15 protein-coding genes are annotated in these 17,843 nt (G+C 56.6%); 4 read left to right on the forward strand and 11 right to left on the reverse strand.

Annotated elements, in window-relative coordinates; all coding sequences use genetic code 11:
- Positions 1-47: 47 nt before the first annotated feature.
- Entirely contained in the window at positions 48-1,823 is a 1,776-nt protein-coding gene (locus LDN04_RS13845; protein ID WP_223911750.1) for a M3 family oligoendopeptidase, read from the forward strand.
- 79 nt (positions 1,824-1,902) lie between these two features.
- Here the strand turns inward: LDN04_RS13845 and LDN04_RS13850 are convergent, their stop codons facing one another.
- From LDN04_RS13850 to LDN04_RS13900, 11 genes are all read right to left on the reverse strand, one after another.
- Positions 1,903-2,544, reverse strand: coding sequence for an outer membrane protein (locus tag LDN04_RS13850; RefSeq protein ID WP_223911753.1), 642 nt, complete (start codon positions 2,542-2,544; stop codon positions 1,903-1,905).
- A gap of 173 nt (positions 2,545-2,717) precedes the next feature.
- Positions 2,718-3,416, reverse strand: a complete 699-nt coding sequence (locus LDN04_RS13855; protein WP_374045153.1) for a carbonic anhydrase — start codon at positions 3,414-3,416, stop codon at positions 2,718-2,720.
- 111 nt (positions 3,417-3,527) lie between these two features.
- Complete coding sequence (gene hgcB / locus LDN04_RS13860) at positions 3,528-3,815, reverse strand: mercury methylation ferredoxin HgcB (protein WP_223911758.1); 288 nt, start codon at positions 3,813-3,815, stop codon at positions 3,528-3,530.
- A gap of 16 nt (positions 3,816-3,831) precedes the next feature.
- Positions 3,832-4,998 (reverse strand): mercury methylation corrinoid protein HgcA, encoded by a 1,167-nt coding sequence (gene hgcA / locus LDN04_RS13865; protein ID WP_255573428.1) that lies wholly within the window; start codon positions 4,996-4,998, stop codon positions 3,832-3,834.
- On the reverse strand, positions 4,995-5,858 hold the full coding sequence (locus tag LDN04_RS13870; RefSeq protein WP_223911764.1) for an ATP-binding protein: 864 nt from the start codon (positions 5,856-5,858) through the stop codon (positions 4,995-4,997). Before LDN04_RS13870 ends, hgcA begins: the two co-directional genes overlap by 4 nt.
- A 2-nt stretch (positions 5,859-5,860) precedes the next feature.
- Entirely contained in the window at positions 5,861-6,385 is a 525-nt protein-coding gene (locus tag LDN04_RS13875) for a hypothetical protein (RefSeq protein ID WP_223911768.1), read from the reverse strand.
- Between the two features lie 59 nt (positions 6,386-6,444).
- Entirely contained in the window at positions 6,445-7,305 is an 861-nt protein-coding gene (gene opp4C, locus LDN04_RS13880) for an oligopeptide ABC transporter permease (protein WP_223911771.1), read from the reverse strand.
- Positions 7,302-8,291, reverse strand: coding sequence for an ABC transporter permease (locus tag LDN04_RS13885; protein ID WP_223911774.1), 990 nt, complete (start codon positions 8,289-8,291; stop codon positions 7,302-7,304). The genes opp4C and LDN04_RS13885 overlap by 4 nt, the downstream gene beginning before the upstream one ends.
- Positions 8,291-9,907, reverse strand: a complete 1,617-nt coding sequence (locus LDN04_RS13890) for a peptide-binding protein (protein ID WP_223911776.1) — start codon at positions 9,905-9,907, stop codon at positions 8,291-8,293. Before LDN04_RS13890 ends, LDN04_RS13885 begins: the two co-directional genes overlap by 1 nt.
- Entirely contained in the window at positions 9,904-11,619 is a 1,716-nt protein-coding gene (locus LDN04_RS13895) for a tetratricopeptide repeat protein (RefSeq protein WP_223911779.1), read from the reverse strand. The genes LDN04_RS13890 and LDN04_RS13895 overlap by 4 nt, the downstream gene beginning before the upstream one ends.
- 88 nt (positions 11,620-11,707) lie before the next feature.
- Positions 11,708-12,388: a HAMP domain-containing protein gene (locus LDN04_RS13900; RefSeq protein WP_223911782.1), complete on the reverse strand. Its 681-nt coding sequence runs from the start codon at positions 12,386-12,388 to the stop codon at positions 11,708-11,710.
- Between the two features lie 281 nt (positions 12,389-12,669).
- Between LDN04_RS13900 and LDN04_RS13905 the strand changes: the two genes are divergently transcribed.
- From LDN04_RS13905 to LDN04_RS13915, 3 genes are read left to right on the forward strand one after another with little or no spacing between them, the layout of a single operon-like run.
- Positions 12,670-14,232, forward strand: coding sequence for a bifunctional aminoglycoside phosphotransferase/ATP-binding protein (locus LDN04_RS13905; RefSeq protein ID WP_223911785.1), 1,563 nt, complete (start codon positions 12,670-12,672; stop codon positions 14,230-14,232).
- Positions 14,233-14,490 (forward strand): hypothetical protein, encoded by a 258-nt coding sequence (locus LDN04_RS13910; protein ID WP_223911787.1) that lies wholly within the window; start codon positions 14,233-14,235, stop codon positions 14,488-14,490.
- Positions 14,487-17,726 carry a SpoIIE family protein phosphatase gene (locus LDN04_RS13915; protein ID WP_276572192.1) on the forward strand — a complete coding sequence of 1,080 codons (3,240 nt, stop codon included), beginning with the start codon at positions 14,487-14,489 and terminating at the stop codon, positions 17,724-17,726. The genes LDN04_RS13910 and LDN04_RS13915 overlap by 4 nt, the downstream gene beginning before the upstream one ends.
- The last annotated feature ends 117 nt before the right edge of the window (positions 17,727-17,843 follow it).

The following is a 17,843-nucleotide window of genomic DNA, read 5'->3' on the forward strand; positions in this document are numbered from 1 at the left end:
AGAATGGGAGCGTATTGACGCTCCCATTTTTTATTGAAAGGAAACCAATGACAACCGACATAAGCAGCATGCACTGGGACACCACCCGCCTCTACCCGGGTCCCACGGCGACAGAGCTCGAAGCCGATTTTGCCGCCGGCAGCGCCCGTGCCGAGGCTTTCCGCACCCAGTACCAAGGTAAAATAGCCGACCTCGACGACGTCGCCCTGCTGGAAGCGCTATCCGCCTACGAGGCACTTGAAGAACTCCTCACCAAGCCCCAGCTCTATGCTTATCTCCTCTTCGCCGCCGACTCGGGTGACGATACCGTCAAGCGCCTCTCCCAACGAGCGGCCGAATTCGGCAACCGGATGGGCCGGGAACTCCTCTTCTTCGATCTGGAACTCATCCATCTGCCGGATGACCGGTTTGCGGCCCTGACAGGAGATTCCCGCTTTGCCGGCTACTGCCATTACCTGGCCAGTCTGCGGAAGTTCCGCCCCCACACCCTGGCGGAACGGGAGGAGAGCCTCCTCAAACAAAAGAGCCTTACGGGGTCCGAAGCCTTCAGCCGGCTGTTCGACGAGCTCTCCGCATCGTTCACCTTCCAGTTCCAGGTGGATGGGGAAGAACGGGAATACACCGGAGAAGAGCTCCTGGGGCTCCTCCACAATCCGTCGCCCGATGTGCGTGAACGGGCCTTCGGCGTATTTCTGGAGCGTCACGCCGAGCACGGGATCGTTTACGCGGCGGTCTTCAACAACGTCGCCCTCGATCACGGCCAGGACATGGAGCTGCGCAGTTACCGCTACCCCATGGAGCCAACAAACCTGGGGAACGAACTGTCGGCGGAGGTGGTGGAACGTCTCATGACGGTCAGCGAGGCCAATTACCCGCTGGCCCAGGACTATTTTAGGCTGAAAGCGCGCCTGCTCGGGCTGCCGCAGCTGAAAAACACCGACATCTATGCGCCGGTGGGAGAGACCAGCCGCACGTATTCTTTCGACGAAGCAAAGGAACTGGTGCTGGCTGCCTACGGCGAGTTCTCCACCGAGTTCCACGACATCGCCGCCGCATTCTTCCGGGAACGGCGCATCGACGTCCTCCCCCGCCCCGGTAAGGGAGGTGGCGCCTTCTGCATGGGAATGACCCCCCACCTTTCCCCCTACGTCCTCCTCAACTTCACCGGCAACCTGCGGGACGTGGCGACCCTGGCCCACGAACTGGGCCATGGTATCCATTTCGTCCTTGCCCAGCAACAGACCATGGTCAACTACCATGCACCGCTTCCCCTTGCCGAAACCGCGTCGGTGTTCGGGGAGATGCTCCTGACCCGTTACCTGCTGGCCCGGGAGAGCGACCCAACCGTAAAAATCGCCCTCCTCTGCGCCAAGATCGAGGACATCATCGCCACCACCTTCCGCCAGAACGTCCTGACCCGCTTCGAGGAGAGACTCCACCGGGAGCGTTCCACGGGACTCCTGACCGCCGGCCACATCGGTGATATCTGGTGGGAAGAGAACGGAAAACTTTACGGCGACGCTGTCACCATGATCGACCCTTACCGCTGGGGGTGGAGCTATATCTCCCACTTCATTCATGCCCGCTTCTACTGCTACTCCTACACCTTCGCCGAACTGCTCGTCCTCTCCCTCTACCGCAACTACCTCGAGCAGGGCGCCCCATTCATCCCCTGCTACCGTTCCATTCTCGCCAGCGGCGGTTCCCTATCGCCGGCCGCGACGGTACGACCCGCCGGCATCGACCTGGCAGCGCCGGATTTCTGGCAGAACGGGTATGACGTGCTGCTGGATTTGATCGAAGAACTGAAGACTTTGATATAACCCGGTGATGTCGTGGCTACGTAAAAAGCCGGTGCAAAATCGCACCGGCTTTTGATTCGGACGGAGATGACGCGAACGTTTAAAATTTGAATTTGACGCCAACGGTCACGTTGTGGCTGGCCAGGTCCATCTCTCGAAAATCGAAATGGACGTTCTCGGTCGCAAAATACCGGTACCCCACATCCAATGCCATCACCCTGTTAAGATCGATGTTCAGGCCTCCGCCCGCCTGATAAGCAAAGACGGTCTTGTCCTCTGAATCCCGGTAATAATAGCCGTAGTACTGGTTATACCCGTATCCCCAGTCGCTGTCATGGCCAACGGTCGCGAAACCGATCCCCCCGCCCAGATAGGGGGTCACGTTTGTAGTGGTTCTGATGTCATAAAAAAGATTCGCCATTCCGCTGAACGCCCACAGGGATCCGTGAAGGTTGACTCTGTTGCCAAACGTATCGGTCCCTTTGTCAAATTCCGCCTCCCGGTACGCCAATTCTCCCTCCACGCGAAGGCCACTGTCAAAGGCATAACCGCCGAATCCGGTAATTACATACCCCGTATTGAACGATTCCTGCTCCTGAGTACCGTCATTGAAGGTAACGTGGCTGTCTTGGGGAATAAATGCTCCCACTGAGCCACCCACATACGCCCTTCCTGCTGCAAAAACCATTGAAGAAGATGCCAGCACCAGTACACCAACGAGCACCATCACCAGATTTTTCATGGATATCACCTCGGTCCTGAATATGTGCAATGTCTATAAGCTGTTTATCATTGTTTGGCCGTTTGTCAAAGACACGCTGCAACGATAACGCCACAACTGCTGGCGAAACACAAAACCCGCCCTTTTCAGGAGCGGGTTTTGTCTGCTTGTGCTCTGCCAGCTGAATGCATCGGCTATTTCGCATCCATCCTTGTCACTTTGCCGTCATCCAGGTCATACTTTGCAGTTACGATCTTGACCTTCCCTTCCTTGAGCATGTGTCTGATGACCGGAGATTTTTTCGGAATAGTGGCGGCCACGAGACGGATGTTGTCGTCGATGGCGGTTTCCACCAGTTCCGCTTTCTCCTTGCCTGCCGCTTCCTTCCGCGCCTGCTTCACGGCCGGCGCAATCTCCTTGATAATGGCGCCGATATTCCCCTCCGGTTTCCCTTTCGCATCGACGGCGGCAGTTACCGCACCGCAGCGCTCATGGCCGAGCACCACGATCAGAGGCGAGCCGAGATGTTCGGCAGCATACTCGATGCTGCCGAGAACTATGGGATCGGGAACGTTGCCGGCAACCCGGATGACGAAGATTTCACCCATGCTCTTGTCGAAGATGATTTCGGGGGGGACGCGGGAATCGGAGCAGGAAAGGATTATAGCGTAAGGCTTCTGCCCCTTCGTCAGAGCTTCACGTGCCGACGGGGTGCTCTCGGTGCAGGCGCCCATCTTGCTTTCAAGATATCTCTTGTTTCCATCGACCAGCTTCTGCCAGGCCTCATCGGCAGAAATGCCGGCCCCACCGCCGGACGCAACCGCGGCGGCGCTCCAGGCAGCCAGGACAACACCGGCACAAAGCATGACTACAGTTCTTCCCATTCCTTTCATATGCAACCCTCCAAGATAGATAGTTGAGTCGTGTCTAATTAGCATTTTTCATCTAGCGCGTCAATTTCTATTTCTGCTCATCAGCAGGTTTGACGCAGTCTGCAGGCGACTTCAGCAGCAACCGTCTCCTCGACGACGCAGGTTAAGGCTGTCGAGCCATTCGTTGATCATCCCCGCCGCGCAACCGACCCCTGCATCCACCCGTATTGCCTTGACCGGACAGTTGAGGGCGCAGGCGCCACACTCCATGCAGGCATCGAAGGCGCGGATGACCGCCTTTTCCCCTTCGAGAGCGAACACCTGGTGGGGACAAACCACCGTGCACATCCCGCAGCCGATGCAGGTATCTTTATCCAACTCCAGGGTTGCCACGTTTTTCAGATAACTGAAACCTTTCATGGTGTCTCTCCAATCGTTACTGGAAGGCCCCGAATATCACCGCAACCCATGCCACAGCGCCGACGAGGACGGCCCCGGCCATGAGCGGCAGGGAGATGCGCATCTCCTTCTTCACGCCGGAGCGGGAGGTAAAGGGGGTACTGCCGGTGAAATTGAGGGAGAAAAAGGCGCTCACCGCCGGCATGGCAAGGAACAGTGGCACCTGTTCCAGCAGGCTTCCCGTACCGGTAAGGAGCGAAAAGAGCAGGGCCCAGAGGAAACCGACCAGCGCTCCCTTGACCGCGAAGCTTGACGTCGGCAGCCACGGCAGGAGAAGCGGCGTCGCTACAGCCCCCGCCAGGATGGCCCCCAGCCAGGCCACAAGGGGGAGAAAGGCGGCCGGAGCAGCAAAGCCAAGCCGTATCCCTCCCAGCAGATAGAGTCCGGCAAGGATGGGAAGGGAGCCCTTGAGGGCGGAAACCAACTCGACGGGAACGAGCACCAGTCGCTCAGCCGCGGTGAAGGTAAGTTCTCCCATGGCCGGGGTAGCCTGCTGGTCGTTGTCGAGGTACACGGGGAGGTCGTCAATCCGGATGGTGCTGAACCTGGCGGTGAACCCGGTCCGCTGCTGGACCTCCAGTGCCTTGACCCCGGCCGCGCCGAGGAGTGGGAGAAGGAGAGTGCGGTGCGTCACCACCCGTGCCAGGCCGCTCGCCTCAACCCGGCGCACCACCTCCCCCGTGCCGAAGGTTCCCTTCCCCGCCGCGCACCAGACGTTGATGCCATGCGTCTCCAGTACGAGGAGCCAGATGTTTCGCCCCTCAAGAGCCTGCCGTACCAGATCATAGCTCATCTTGTAGTTGGCAGTGACCGTCACCGGGTCGGTCGGGCCGGGGTTACCGATGGCGTAGAGTCCCGGCGGCACCAGGTACGACATCCGGCCGATTCCCCAGCGTGCCTTCCAGGCGCCTAAACGGTCGCGGAAACGAAGCGTGGAAGAAACGACCGGCACCTGCCCGGCCGGTGTCTCCAGCCAGCGGATGAAGCCGGGAACGTTCTCGTCGATGGACCCGCTGACCGCGGGTGTCTTGGGGCCTCAGCAGGGGGGCTTGTCGATATCCGGCCCTTCAGGTGAAGCGGTCCCGCATGGATCCACCGGCTTTATGGTACGGATGGCCTCTGTTGAAAACGGCTTTCGTGTCATGCGTCAAGCCTCCCCGCCAGATCGTCGATGAACTGGCGCGCCGCCCTGCCGGACCGTTGTCCCTTGTAAAGCGCCCACCGGAGCGCTTCCCGCCGTAGGTCGTCCCGGTCGATGGAAAGCCCCAAGAGGTCTGCATGATGCTCAACGACCGCAAGGTACGTTTCCTGGCTGAACGGATAAAAACTGAGAGTAAGGCCGAACCGGTCGGCCAGGGAGAGCTTATCGGCAACCGCGTCCTCCGGATGGATCTCTTCCCGCAGGTTGTCCGCCATCGGTTCCGGCATGAGGTGGCGACGGTTGGAGGTGGCATAGATGAGCATATTGCCGGGACGCGCCTCGATGCCGCCATCGAGAAGGGTCTTCAGCTCCTGGTAGGAAGCGTCCCCCGCAGCGAAAGAGAGATCGTCGCAGAAAATGATGAACCGGTAGGGCACACCACGGATAAGGGAAGATATCCGTGGCAGGCTCAGAAGTTCTCCCCGCTCCACCTCGATCAGACGCAGCCCGTGCGCGGCAAAAAGCTGCAGGAGGCCTTTGACGCAGGAGGATTTACCGGTCCCCCTCTCCCCCCAAAGAAGAACGTTGTTGGCAGGTTTACCAGCCACGAACTGAGCGGTGTTACGCACCAGCTCCGTTTTGGCCATATCAACCCCCACCAGATCGTCCAGATCGACCAGGTGGGGATGCCGGACCGGTACGAGTCGGCCGGACTCTCCCCTCCCCTCCCAGCGGAACGCCTGGCAACTGGCAAAAAGCGCCTCATCCAGCGGCTCGGGCACCCCATACCGGTCCATGAGAACCTCCGCCTTCGCCAGGAACCGCTCCAGCTTACCTATTACCGTTTCCCATTGCTCTGGCACCGTTAATCCTCCTTGAGACTGCAGGCCTTTTCCCACGCGACATATCCGTCCCCTTTAATGGCCCAGAACTCCTCGATCCGGCGTTCGTAGAAGGCCAGATCGCCGCATTCCTGCTCGACCTGCCGAAGAAAACGAGCGGAAACGAGCTTGTGGTCATGGAGATACCGGTAAAAGGCGAGGATTCCGTCCAGGTACTGGCCAAGCTGGGCAACATCCGGTTCGATGGTGCTCACGATGTACCAGTTTGCCGCAAACTGGCGCACCAGGCCGGGCCGTTCGTCAAATATGTTGCGTGCCCGGTTGTCCACAACGAAATCACGGATGTAGTAATCGGCGCCATTCGCCATGCGCGTCGCCTCTTCGGGAGAGAGCCCCCCTTCCAGGAGTGCATCGTAAAAACACCGCAGGATATCCTGGCAGAGACGGTCGACGCGAAGGGAGTCATCCAGGGTTTCCTGGTCGAAATCCTTTTTGTTGATCTTCAGTTCTCCCGTCCGGTTCATCGAAGTATCATAACTGGCTGACATGATGCGCTACCTCTGTTTGCGAGAAATATCAATGTGGAAAGAATGGGGGGTCCGGTTTATCACCTTCGTGAGCTGAATCGTGGGTCGATAGCGTCCCGAATCCCCTCTCCCACCAGGTAGTAAGAGAGAACGGTGACCATGATGGCAAGGCCGGGAAACAGGAAAAGCCACCAGGCAAACTCGAGGAACTCCTTGCCTGACGCCAGGATATTCCCCCAGCTTGGCGTAGGGGGAGGGACGCCAATGCCGAGAAAAGAGAGGGAGGATTCGGTCAGGATGGCACCGGCGATGCCAAGAGTGGCATAAACCAGCACGGGGCCAACGGCGTTGGGGAGGATATGGCGAAAGATGATGCGCAGGTCGGAACAGCCGATCACCCGGGCCGCCAGGACATAATCCCGTTCCCTGATGGAAAGGACTTCGGCCCGCACCAGACGGGCTACCCCCATCCATCCCGTAAGGCCGATGATGAGCATGATATACCAGATGGAGGGCTCCAGGAGGGCAATCACCGCCAGAATCAGGAAAAAGGTCGGGAAGCAGAACATAATGTCGACAAACCGCATCAACAGGCTGTCCAACCAGCCGCCGTAATAGCCGGCCACAAGACCGACGACAGTGCCGATTAAGGTGGCGATGCCAATGGCGACGAAACCGACCTTGAGGGATATCTGGGCGCCGTAGAGCATGCGGGTGAAGACGTCACGCCCTACCTCATCGGTACCGAACCAGTGGGCAAACGACGGGGGAAGCAGTACATGGTAGGCGTCGAGTGAGTTCGGTTCATAGGGGGTGATGAACGGGGCCAGGATCGACAGGACAAACAGAGCGACCACCACCATACCTCCGGCCATGGCGAACCGGTTTGCCCGGAACCGCCGCCAGACCACGTCCTGCAGGTAACTGTCACGCCGCGTCATAATGCACGCTCCCGACCATGCCTGATGCGGGGATCGGCAACAGCGTAGGCCAGGTCTGCCAGCAGGTTGCCGAGCAGGGTCAACACGGCACCGATGACCAGCACACCCATGACCAACGGGTAGTCACGGGCCATGACACCATCCATGAAAAGCTTACCCATGCCGGGAATGGCGAAGATACTCTCGAAAATGACGCTGCCGCCGATGAGGCCCGGCACCGAAAGGCCAAGAATGGTGATGGCCGGCAGGAGCGCGTTCCGCAGGGCATGCCGGTAGATGACGACCCGCTCCGGCAGTCCTTTGGCCCGGGCGGTCATGATGTAATCCTGCCCGAGCACCTCGATCATGCCGGTCCTCATGTAGCGGGACAGACCGGCCAGGCTGCCGAAGGTCGCAACACTGATGGGTATGACGAGATGTTTTGTCAAATCCCCCACTTGCCACCAGAGGCCGTGGACCTCGTACCCAAGGGAGTGGAGGCCGGAGATAGGGAGCCAGCCGAGCTTGACGCCGAAAAGATACATGAGGATGAGACTCAACCAGAAGAGCGGCGTTGCAAAACCGAGAAAAACAAAGACCGTAGTCCAGCGGTCGAGGGGACCGTCACGATGGGTGGCGGCCATGACACCGATGGGGATGGCAAGGGCGAATTCAAGGATGAGAACAATCAAGTTGAGGGAGATGGTGACCGGCAGACGCTCCCGTATCTTGGTGATGACGGGACGTCCGTCGGGAGCAAACGACCTGCCGAAATCGAGCCGCACTAACCGGGAGACCCACTTGCCGTACTGGACGTGGAGCGGCTTGTCCAACTCGTAAAATTTACGCAGCCGCTCCCGGGCCTCGGCAGACACCTTGGGGTTCATGGCCACCTGCATCTCCACCGGTTCCCCGGGGGCAAGGTGGATAACCCCGAAGGTGATGATGGTTATGCCGACGAGGAGCGGAATCATCAGCAGCAGACGTTTGGCAAGGTAGGAGAGCATCAGTAGACCTGCTCGTTCTTCGGCACATACCACCTGATAAAATTATGCATGATTCCCGCCGGTGCCGGCTCTATCCCCCTGAACCGCGCGCTCACTACCGGCAGGGCATCGGGAACATAAAGGAAGGTATAGGGCTGGTCCTCCGCCAGTATCTCCTGGATGCGGAAGTAACAGCGCCGTCGTTCCTCTTGGTCGAAGGTCCCCCTTCCCCGTTCGATGAGCCGGTCCATTTCCGCATTTTTGTAGCCGACGAAGTTGAGCTCCTTGGGGCCGGTCTTGCTGGAATGCCAGACGTCGTAAAGGTCTGGATCCTGGCCGATGGTCCACCCAAGAAGGACTGCCTGGAAATCCCCCTTGTCGATGAAATTCTTGAGGAAGGAAGCCCATTCGATGGTCCTGATCTTGACCTCGATGCCGACCTTCTTCAGCCGCTGTTGGATGATGAGGGCGCACTTCAGCCGCTGGTCGTTCCCCTGGTTGGTGAGGATGGTGAAGGAAAAAGGTTTGCCGTCCTTCACGAGGATGCCGTCCCCATTCCTCTCGCGCCATCCCGCTTCAGCCAGGAGAACCCGTGCCCGGGCGGGGTCGTAGGGAAAGTCCTTCACCTTCGGATTGTAGGGCCAGGTTCCCGGCTTGTAGGGGCCGTGGGCCACCTGCCCCATGCCGAGTTGCACCCCCTGGACGATCTCGTCCTTGTTGATGGCCGACGTGAGGGCCTGCCGGACCCGCCGGTCGCTGAACAGCGGATGGCGGAGGTTGTACCCCAAATAGGTGTAGGCAGAAGCGGGATAGCGATACTTGTTAAAGCGGGAAAGGAACTCATTCGTGGTAGTCTGCCGCTGGTACTGGACCGGCGTGAGGCCCATCATATCGAGCCCGCCCGCCTTGAGTTCCATATACATGGTTGCTGTATCGGGGATGATCCGGTAGACATAGCGATCGATGTACGGCCGTCCCTCGTAATAGTCGTGGTTGGATTCCAGCACGAGCTTCTGGCCGGCAACCCACTCCTTGATGCGGTATGGACCGGTCCCGACCGGTTGGCGGGCCAGTTCGCTCTTGGTGATATCCTTACCCTCCAGGAGGTGGGCCGGAAGGATCGCCACCCCCCACGATTCCAGGGCCGGAGCAAACGGCTTTGCATAGGTAACCCTGAACGTAAAGGGGTCAGGCGCTTCCGCTCGCTTCACCTGTTTGAAATCTTCGGCATAGGCAGTGGGGGTTTTGGGGTCGATGGTGATCCGATAGGTGTAGAGGACGTCGCGGGAGGTGAACGGTTGGCCATCGTGCCACTTCACTCCCTTGCGCAGGTGAAAGGTAATGGTCAGCCCGTCGCGGGAAATCTCCCACCTCTCGGCCAGGTCCCCTTCCAGCTTCAGGTTCTTGTCGTATCTGACCAGGCCGTTGTATATTTCCCCGGCCACATCCCGGGACGCACTGTCGGAGGCCAGCAGGGGGAGAAGGGTCGAAGGTTCTCCGATGGAACCGACAACGATGGCATCTCCATAGCTGGCTTTGCCGGGTGGTCGAGGGGACGAAGATGCCTGTTTCTCTTCATGACAAGCGACCAGGGAAAAGAGAAGCGATACCAGGCAGACCAGCCGGCAGCGATTCATTTTTCGCCGATCTCCGCCCTGATTTTCCTGATCCGATCCGCCACATCCCGACGTTCCGGGTCCAGCTTGAGGGCCTTGCGGTAGAGAGTAAGCGCCTTGCGTATATCATGCCGGGCATAATAGACATCGGCGAGATGCGCAGTTACGGTGGCATCGTCGTCCACAAGCGTCAACGCCTTCTCCAACTGGTCGATAGCATCATCATACCGCTTGAGCTTGAAGTATACCCACCCCAGACTGTCGAGGATGAAGCCGTCGTCGGGACGCAGGGTCACCGCTCTGGTCAGGTACTGGAGCGCCTGGTCCAGATTGATCCCGAGTTCGGCATAGGTGTATCCCAGGTAATTGAGGGCCTGGGCATCATCGGGCACCAGTGTCAAGACCTTCTTCATCCGGGCGATCGACTCTTCCTTCTTCCCCACCTTGTCATAGAGAATCCCGAGACGAAACTGCAGCCGGGGATCATTCGGAAAGCGGTCTTCCACGTCGATCAGGCGCTTGAGCCCATCCTCTGGCTTGTCGAGGGAATCGTAGTAGCCTGCTAGATTGAGATAGGTCTCAATCTTGTCCGGGTAAGCCGCTATGAGAGTGTTGAGAACTTCCAGACCACGGGCCGGTTCCCCCCCATCTTTGTAGAGATAGGCGGTGTGTATCTGGGCATCGATATAGTTGGCGGTATCCCGCGGGATTTTAGCAAATTCGGCGATCGCCTTTTCGTCATCCGCTATCTCCTCGTAGGCAGATGCGAGGTAGAAGCGGACCTGATATGCCTCCGGTTCCTTTGCAAGAATGTCATTGAACTCGGCAATGGCTTCATCATATCGTTCCAGCTCCAGATAGATCAGACCGATCTTCCGCTGGACGTCCAGTGTGCTTACCCCCGAGTGTTTGATTTTAGAAAGGAGTGCAAGTGCATCCTCCAGGCGCTGCTGCTGGATGTAGAGCTGTATCAGATGGTGAATGACATTATAATTGAGGGGATTGACCTCCAGAAGCTGTCGGTAGGAGGCAATGGCTTCGCTGTAAAGCCCTTGGGTCTCCTGGCTGATAGCCATGTCGAGAAGGGCCTGTTCGAAATCCGGTTTTAGCTCGACCGCTTTCCGGTAATAACCGATCGCCTCTTTCGAAAGCTTCATCTGGTCATAGGTCTTGCCGAGGTAATAATTACCCAAGGGTGAATCGGGAACTGCCTTGAGAAGTTCCTTGAGGGTCTTTACCGCCTCTTCGTATTCGAACAGTTTCACATACACCACCGCCAGTTGAAGGTATACCTCCTCCTTGGCCGGATCGATTTCGATCGCCCGTTTGTAGTGGAGACTCGCCTCCCGGTCCCGCTTCATTCCGACGAGGATGCTACCGGCCAGAATGTGGGGCTCCGCACTCTGCGGGTCAAGTGTGATCGCTCTCTCGCAGGCATCCAGGGCATCCTGGTAACGGTTCATCCTTGAGTACACGGTTGCGATTGCTGTCTGGAGATAAGCCCCCTTCGGGTCGGCTTCCGCGGCAGCAAGCATGAGTGTCAGAGCACCATCCAGATCGCCATCCAGGACATGAATACGGGCCAGGGAAAAGATATACATGGCCCGTGAGTCACTGATATTCAGCGTTGTGTGGGGAGAGGAGGCCGAAACATCATCGTTTCTGATCTGGCCTGCCGCGCAGGCAGACAGTAGTGAGGAAAGAACGAGTGTTGCTAGTAATGCTTTTTTCATGTGACTTCCTGATAATGTCAACAGCAGCTGCTTTTGCTTTTGTAACGGATCGCGAGAACCGTGATTAAATGCCAGCCCCGGGTCTTCTTTACGAGGACTGGGAATCCCTCGACCGATCCGGCAGAAGGGTTTTGAGGACTATAAAGATAGCAGCACAAGCCACCACCAGAAGGATGATACAAAAGGCCGTCAACCTGCGCCGCATGACCACCAGCCCTTTTTGCAATGGTTCTTCAAAGAGGCCGATATCCAGCGTACCGAGAACTTTCTGTTCGGCGGGGTGGACATGGCAGAGAGCGCTGGAGCAGTCCGGCTCATTGTAGATCGGCGCCGTTATGGCAAGAACATTCTTCCCCTGTCCGTTCACGTATCGTCTGGCCTGTTCCATGCGCCCCATCATGGTGGCGGCAATCGGCCCGGCATGGCATCCGATACAACCGGCCGCCTTCTTGTCTACAAAGCGGTTAATCTCCCCGTGCTGAGAAGAAAACGCGATCAACCCTTTTTTATTGAATATCTGCACATGCTCCACCCCTTCCTGCTCGCCGATATTGTCGATCATATTACCCAGGGTGACCCTGTCCGACGTGAGCATGGCATAACGGGTGGACTTTATGATAGTGTCTGCCAATCTGGTGGCGTAATGTATCGTCTCGTTTATCACATCGGTCTTGATGACCGAGTAGAAAAGAACCGTGCCGACAACAATAATTCCGGCCACGATCAACGCCATCGTCGCAGTTGTCCTTGCGGCAAAACTTTTAAACATAATAAATTCCTTTTAAGACAATGAATTATTACGTTTTACTGTGTCGCAATTTCCCCCTGGCAGTTGACTGCAAGGCGCAGGGCAAGAACAATCATGGCGGGATGCATAGACAGGTTAACGAACCTTTCACCACTGAAACCGACTTGTTAGCCAATACTTTAAAAAACTAGCATACTTCGCTACAACCGTCAAACAAATCAGGTGCAATTTAGTTGCTTCTTGCGTACGCAGTCTCTTGTGATACATTTTAATGTAAAATCATAGTGTTAAGGAATGTCCACATGGAACCATGGGTTGTCAGTGCACTACTGAAGACCTCGGCGTATCCTGAACCGACAAGTACAGTTGAGGTACTCCAGACCCATGTTTCATTTCTATTCATAACCGACACCCTTGTCTACAAGGTGAAGAAGCCGGTCGACTTCGGCTTTCTGGACTTCACCACCCTGGACCGCCGCCGTTTCTACTGCGATGAAGAGGTTCGTCTCAACCGCCGCCTCTGCCCCGACATCTACCTGGGAGTGGTGGAAGTTCGCGAAACTAGGGACGGAGCGGCTTTCTGCGGTGACGGGAAAATTATCGACTACGCGGTGAAGATGAAGCGGCTGCCCGCGGAGCGGATGCTGGACCGGCTTTTGAGAGAAGGCAAGGTCGGCGCCGAAGATATGCGCAAGATCGCCCTCGCCATTGCCGCATTTCATCAGAACGCCGAGAGAGGGGGGGAGATCGACACCTTTGGCAGCACCGAGGCGATACGGCGCAACTGGGAGGAAAACTTCCAGCAGACAGCCGAATTCATCACTATTTCACTGGCTAAACAGGACCTGCTGGTGATAAGAGAATGGGTTAACCGGTTTCTCACCGACAAGGGGGAACTTTTTGCCGACAGGATCGCAGGGGGGTTCATCAAGGACTGTGACGGCGATATTCATCCGGAAAACATCTGCCTGACCGAGAAGGTCTGCATCTTCGATTGCATCGAGTTCAACAGCCGCTTCCGGTATGGAGATACCGCGGCGGACATCGCCTTCCTCCTGATGGAACTGGACTTTCACAACAGGAAGTTCCTCGCCGATATCTTTCTGGAAGCATACGCCGGTGCAACCGGAGACCGGGGAGCCGCGCAGGTTCTGGACTTCTACAAGGTATACCGCGCCTTCGTCAGAGGGAAGGTAGAGAGCTTCAGGCTTCTCGATCAACAGATAACGGCAGAAGCAAAACAGGAGGCGAGGGGAAAGGCCATCCGCTATTTCCGTCTTGCCAGGGGGTATATCCTCCGCCAGACGCTACAGCCAACCCTGTTCATCACCTGTGGACTGATGGGAAGTGGCAAAACTGCCCTGGCACGTGAGCTCGCCTTTGAACTGGGGGTAGAGACGGCCAGTTCGGACACCGTCCGCAAAGAAATCGCCGCCATCCCCCCGCAAGTACACAGGAAAGATGACTACGGCGCGGGGATTTACGGCCAGTCATTCAACGAAGCTACCTATTCGGCATTACTGAACAGAGGTGAAAAAGCCCTCAAGAAGGGGCGGAGCGTTGTGATCGACGCAACCTTCCGCAGAAAGAGCGACCGCTCGTCGTTCCGTGCACTGGCAGAACAGTTCAAGGTCCCCTTCGTCATAATCAGGACCGAATGTCCCGAAACGATTATCCGGCAACGGCTCGAGGCACGGGCTGTGAACGGGGAAGAAATTTCGGACGGAAGGTGGGAATTGTTCCATCGGCAACGGGACGAATTCGAAACACCGGATGAAGAAGAAGGAATGCTCATTGTCGCTGACTGTTCCCGTCCCATCGTGGATGCCGTAGATGAGGTTCTCAAAGGTATGAGGTTACTCTGAATGTGGCCAAAACTAAAACTATTGATACTGAAACGTCTGCGGCTACGGGAATCATGGGTGATCTTCTTCATCCTGGGAATAATCATGATGAATCACCCCTTTATCACCATCTTCAACAAACCGTATCAGGCGTATCATATCCCCCTGCTCTTCATTTACCTCCAGATCGGCTGGCTGGTTTCCATATTCGTCATCTACCTCTACACCAAAGCCATTGACCTGCCTGAAGACGAGGACGACAGAGGGGAGCACCATTGATCCTCAGCATTGAACTCGTCGTGGGAGCGGCACTCCTTTACGTGCTGTTGCTCGTCACGATTGCCTACTATGCAGACCGGCGGAAAACCCAGGGGAAGAGTATCATCTCTAACCCCTATATCTACGTCCTTTCCATTGCCGTCTATCTTACCACCTGGACCTATTACGGCAGCGTTGGGCGGGCAGCCACCACCGGCCTCGATTTCAGCCTCATCTATCTGGGCCCGACACTCACCGCCTTTTCCTGGTGGTTTCTGCTGCGTAAAATCGTCAGGATCAGCAAAGAAAACAACATAACGTCAATCGCGGACTTCATCAGCTCCCGCTACGGAAAGTCACAGTGGCTGGGCGCTCTAATCACCTTCATCGCCATTGTCGGTATCATGCCCTATATCGCCCTTCAGCTCAAGGCGGTATCCTCCACCTTCGACATAATCTGCGGCTATCCCTACATGCAGCTCCCCTTCCTGCACGGCAACTACCCGTTTTCCATCCACACAAGCTTTTTTGCCGCCCTCTTTTTCAGTATCTTCGGAGTCATTTTCGGCGCCAGACGCCTGGTTTCGTCGGAACGGCACGAAGGTCTCGTGGCCGCCATCGCAGCCGAGTCCATCCTGAAACTTGTGGCATTCATCAGCGTCGGAATCTACGTCACCTACGGACTTTTTGACGGTTTTGGCGACATCTTTTCGCGGATGGCGGTAAAAGGGGAGACACTCGGACACTTGGTCACCTTCGGGGATGCGGGGGAGACCTCCTATTCCAACTGGTTCTCCATGATCTGCCTCTCCATGGGGGCCATCATCCTTTTACCGCGGCAGTTCCACATCATGGTCATCGAAAACTCCAGCGAAGAGCATATCAAGAAGGCCATGTGGATGTTTCCCGCCTACATGTTCCTCATCAACATGTTCGTGATACCCATAGCACTGGGGGGGATTCTCTATTCCGGCGATATCCTTGGCGCCGACTATTTCGTTCTTACGTTGCCATTGAAAAGCGGCCATTCATGGCTGGCGCTCATGGCATTCCTCGGTGGATTTTCGGCAGCTGCAGGCATGGTCATGGTCGAATCGGTGGCCATCTCCACCATGTTCCTCAATCATCTGCTGATGCCGATCGTGGTCAGGTTCAAGCCGAGAAGCTGGTTTCCCATGATGCTCATCAACCTCAAGCGCCTGGGAATTTTCCTCGTGGTCTTCCTCGGCTATACCTACCAGCAGATCGTAGGCGAGACCTACATGCTGGTCAACATCGGCTTGATCTCCTTTGCCGCCGTCATACAGTTCGCACCGGCGCTTATCGGTGGACTCTACTGGCGGAGGGGAAACAAGTCGGGAGCCATAACCGGCATCTTTCTTGGATTTGTTGTCTGGTTTTACACGCTGCTGCTCCCTTCCCTGGTGAAGTCCGGCTGGTGGCAGAGTAGCATTCTGGAGAAGGGGCCGTTCGGCATCGGGATCCTCAAACCGACCGAGCTGTTCGGCCTGAGCGGTTTCGACATCTGGACAAATGCCCTGTTCTGGAGCCTGCTGCTGAACATAGGCGGCTACCTGGCCTGCTCCATCATCCTGCCGCAGAATGATCGGGAAAAGGAGCAGGTCCGCAAATTCGTTGATGTCTTCACCCTTCACCGTCAGGACGCCCCCTGGGAAGCCAAGCGTTTTTCCAAACCGGTCACCATCATCCAGTTTGTCAACCTGATGACCAAATTTATCGGTGAACATCAGGCCCACGCATCCATCAGCGAATATCTGGGAGACCGGGAAATAGACGAAAAGGGAGGGGTGTCGGAATTCGAACTTCCCAATCTCAAACGATTCGTGGAAAAGACCCTCGCCGGTTCAGTGGGAGCCGCCGCCGCGGGTGCCATCGTGGAGAGCTACCTGTCGGACATAGGTTCCAGGATGGAATCGGTCTACGACATCTACAGCAAGGTCCGGGCAGACCTCAACGAGAGCAGTGAAAACCTCTTTGTCCGCTTGCGAGCCTCGGAAATCATGAACCGGACCCTCGACCTGCAGATAATCATGGATGACCTGCTGGACCTGGTGCGAAAAGAGTTCAAGTTCGACCTGGTCATCATACGTCTCCTTGGGGACCATAACCTGCTGGTGGTCAAGAGTTACCGGGGAGAACACATATCCACCATCATCGACCGGAGCACATCCCCCGACATAAACACCTATCTCGGTGACGCCCTTCTGGGGAACCGGCCAAGCTTTCTCAACGATACCGAAAACAATGCCAAACCGGAATCACGGGAACTGCTGGCTCGTGATGGAATCAAATCCTTCGCCCATATCCCCATAGCACGGGAAGGTGAAGCGCCTCTCGGGGTGCTTTCCGTTTTCTCCCGTTCCATTATCGGACAGTTTACCCCCCCTTTCCTCAAGCTGCTCACTAGCCTCGCAGGGCAACTGGCCCAGGCGATCAGGATCGATGCGGAGATCCGGGCAAAGGACAAGGAACGCCTGGAAAAAGAACTGGCACAACTGGAAAACGCCCGGGTACTTCGCGATATGGAGATTGCCAAGCAGATCCAGCTATCGCTCCTCCCCGACAATCCCCCTGAAATTACAGGGATGCAGTTCGCCTGCCGCTGTATCCCCGCCGCCCATGTGGGAGGAGACTATTACGATTTCTTTCCTAAAGACAAGTCTATCGACATCGTCATCGCCGACGTTTCCGGCCATAGCGTGGGGGCAGCTCTCATTATGGCGGAGACCCGCACGGTCCTCCGTGCCGAGGTGCGGTCGAAGAACAGCCCGAGCGAAATCCTCACGGCTCTGAACGACCTGCTCCATGACGATCTGAGTCGTGCCGAACTCTTCATTACCATGTTTTATGTGACATTCGAAACCACTACTCGTCGCCTTATCTACGCCAATGCGGGACATAACCAGCCGCTTCTCTTTCGCCGGGGTATGCCCTCCTGCCTGGAACTGGATGCGGAAGGGCTCATCCTCGGCATACATCGGGTAGTCGAATTCGAGGAAAAGGAAGTCCAGCTTTCACCGGGCGACATCCTTCTCATGTATACCGATGGGATTACCGAGGCCCAGAACGAGGCAGGAGAACTGTACGGTATGGGGAGGCTGTGCGATCTTCTCGATAAAATGCATGGGGAGTCTGCAGAAAAGATACTCGAGGGGGTCTTGCGGGATGTGGCACGATACGCCAAAAGCACCACGCTGCAGGATGACATATCGATCGTCGTCGTCAAGATACTCTGATTTCTGGTCCACCTGTTGAACCGTGCAAATAAAGGTCGAGAAAATCAACATTCTGGGTTAGAATTAGTTGTCAATGAGAGATTTCAATTCGGCCTATAGAAGAGATGGGCTCAGACG

The organism is Geobacter sp. AOG1 (assembly GCF_019972315.1).
Classification (GTDB): Bacteria; Desulfobacterota; Desulfuromonadia; order Geobacterales; family Geobacteraceae; genus Geomobilimonas.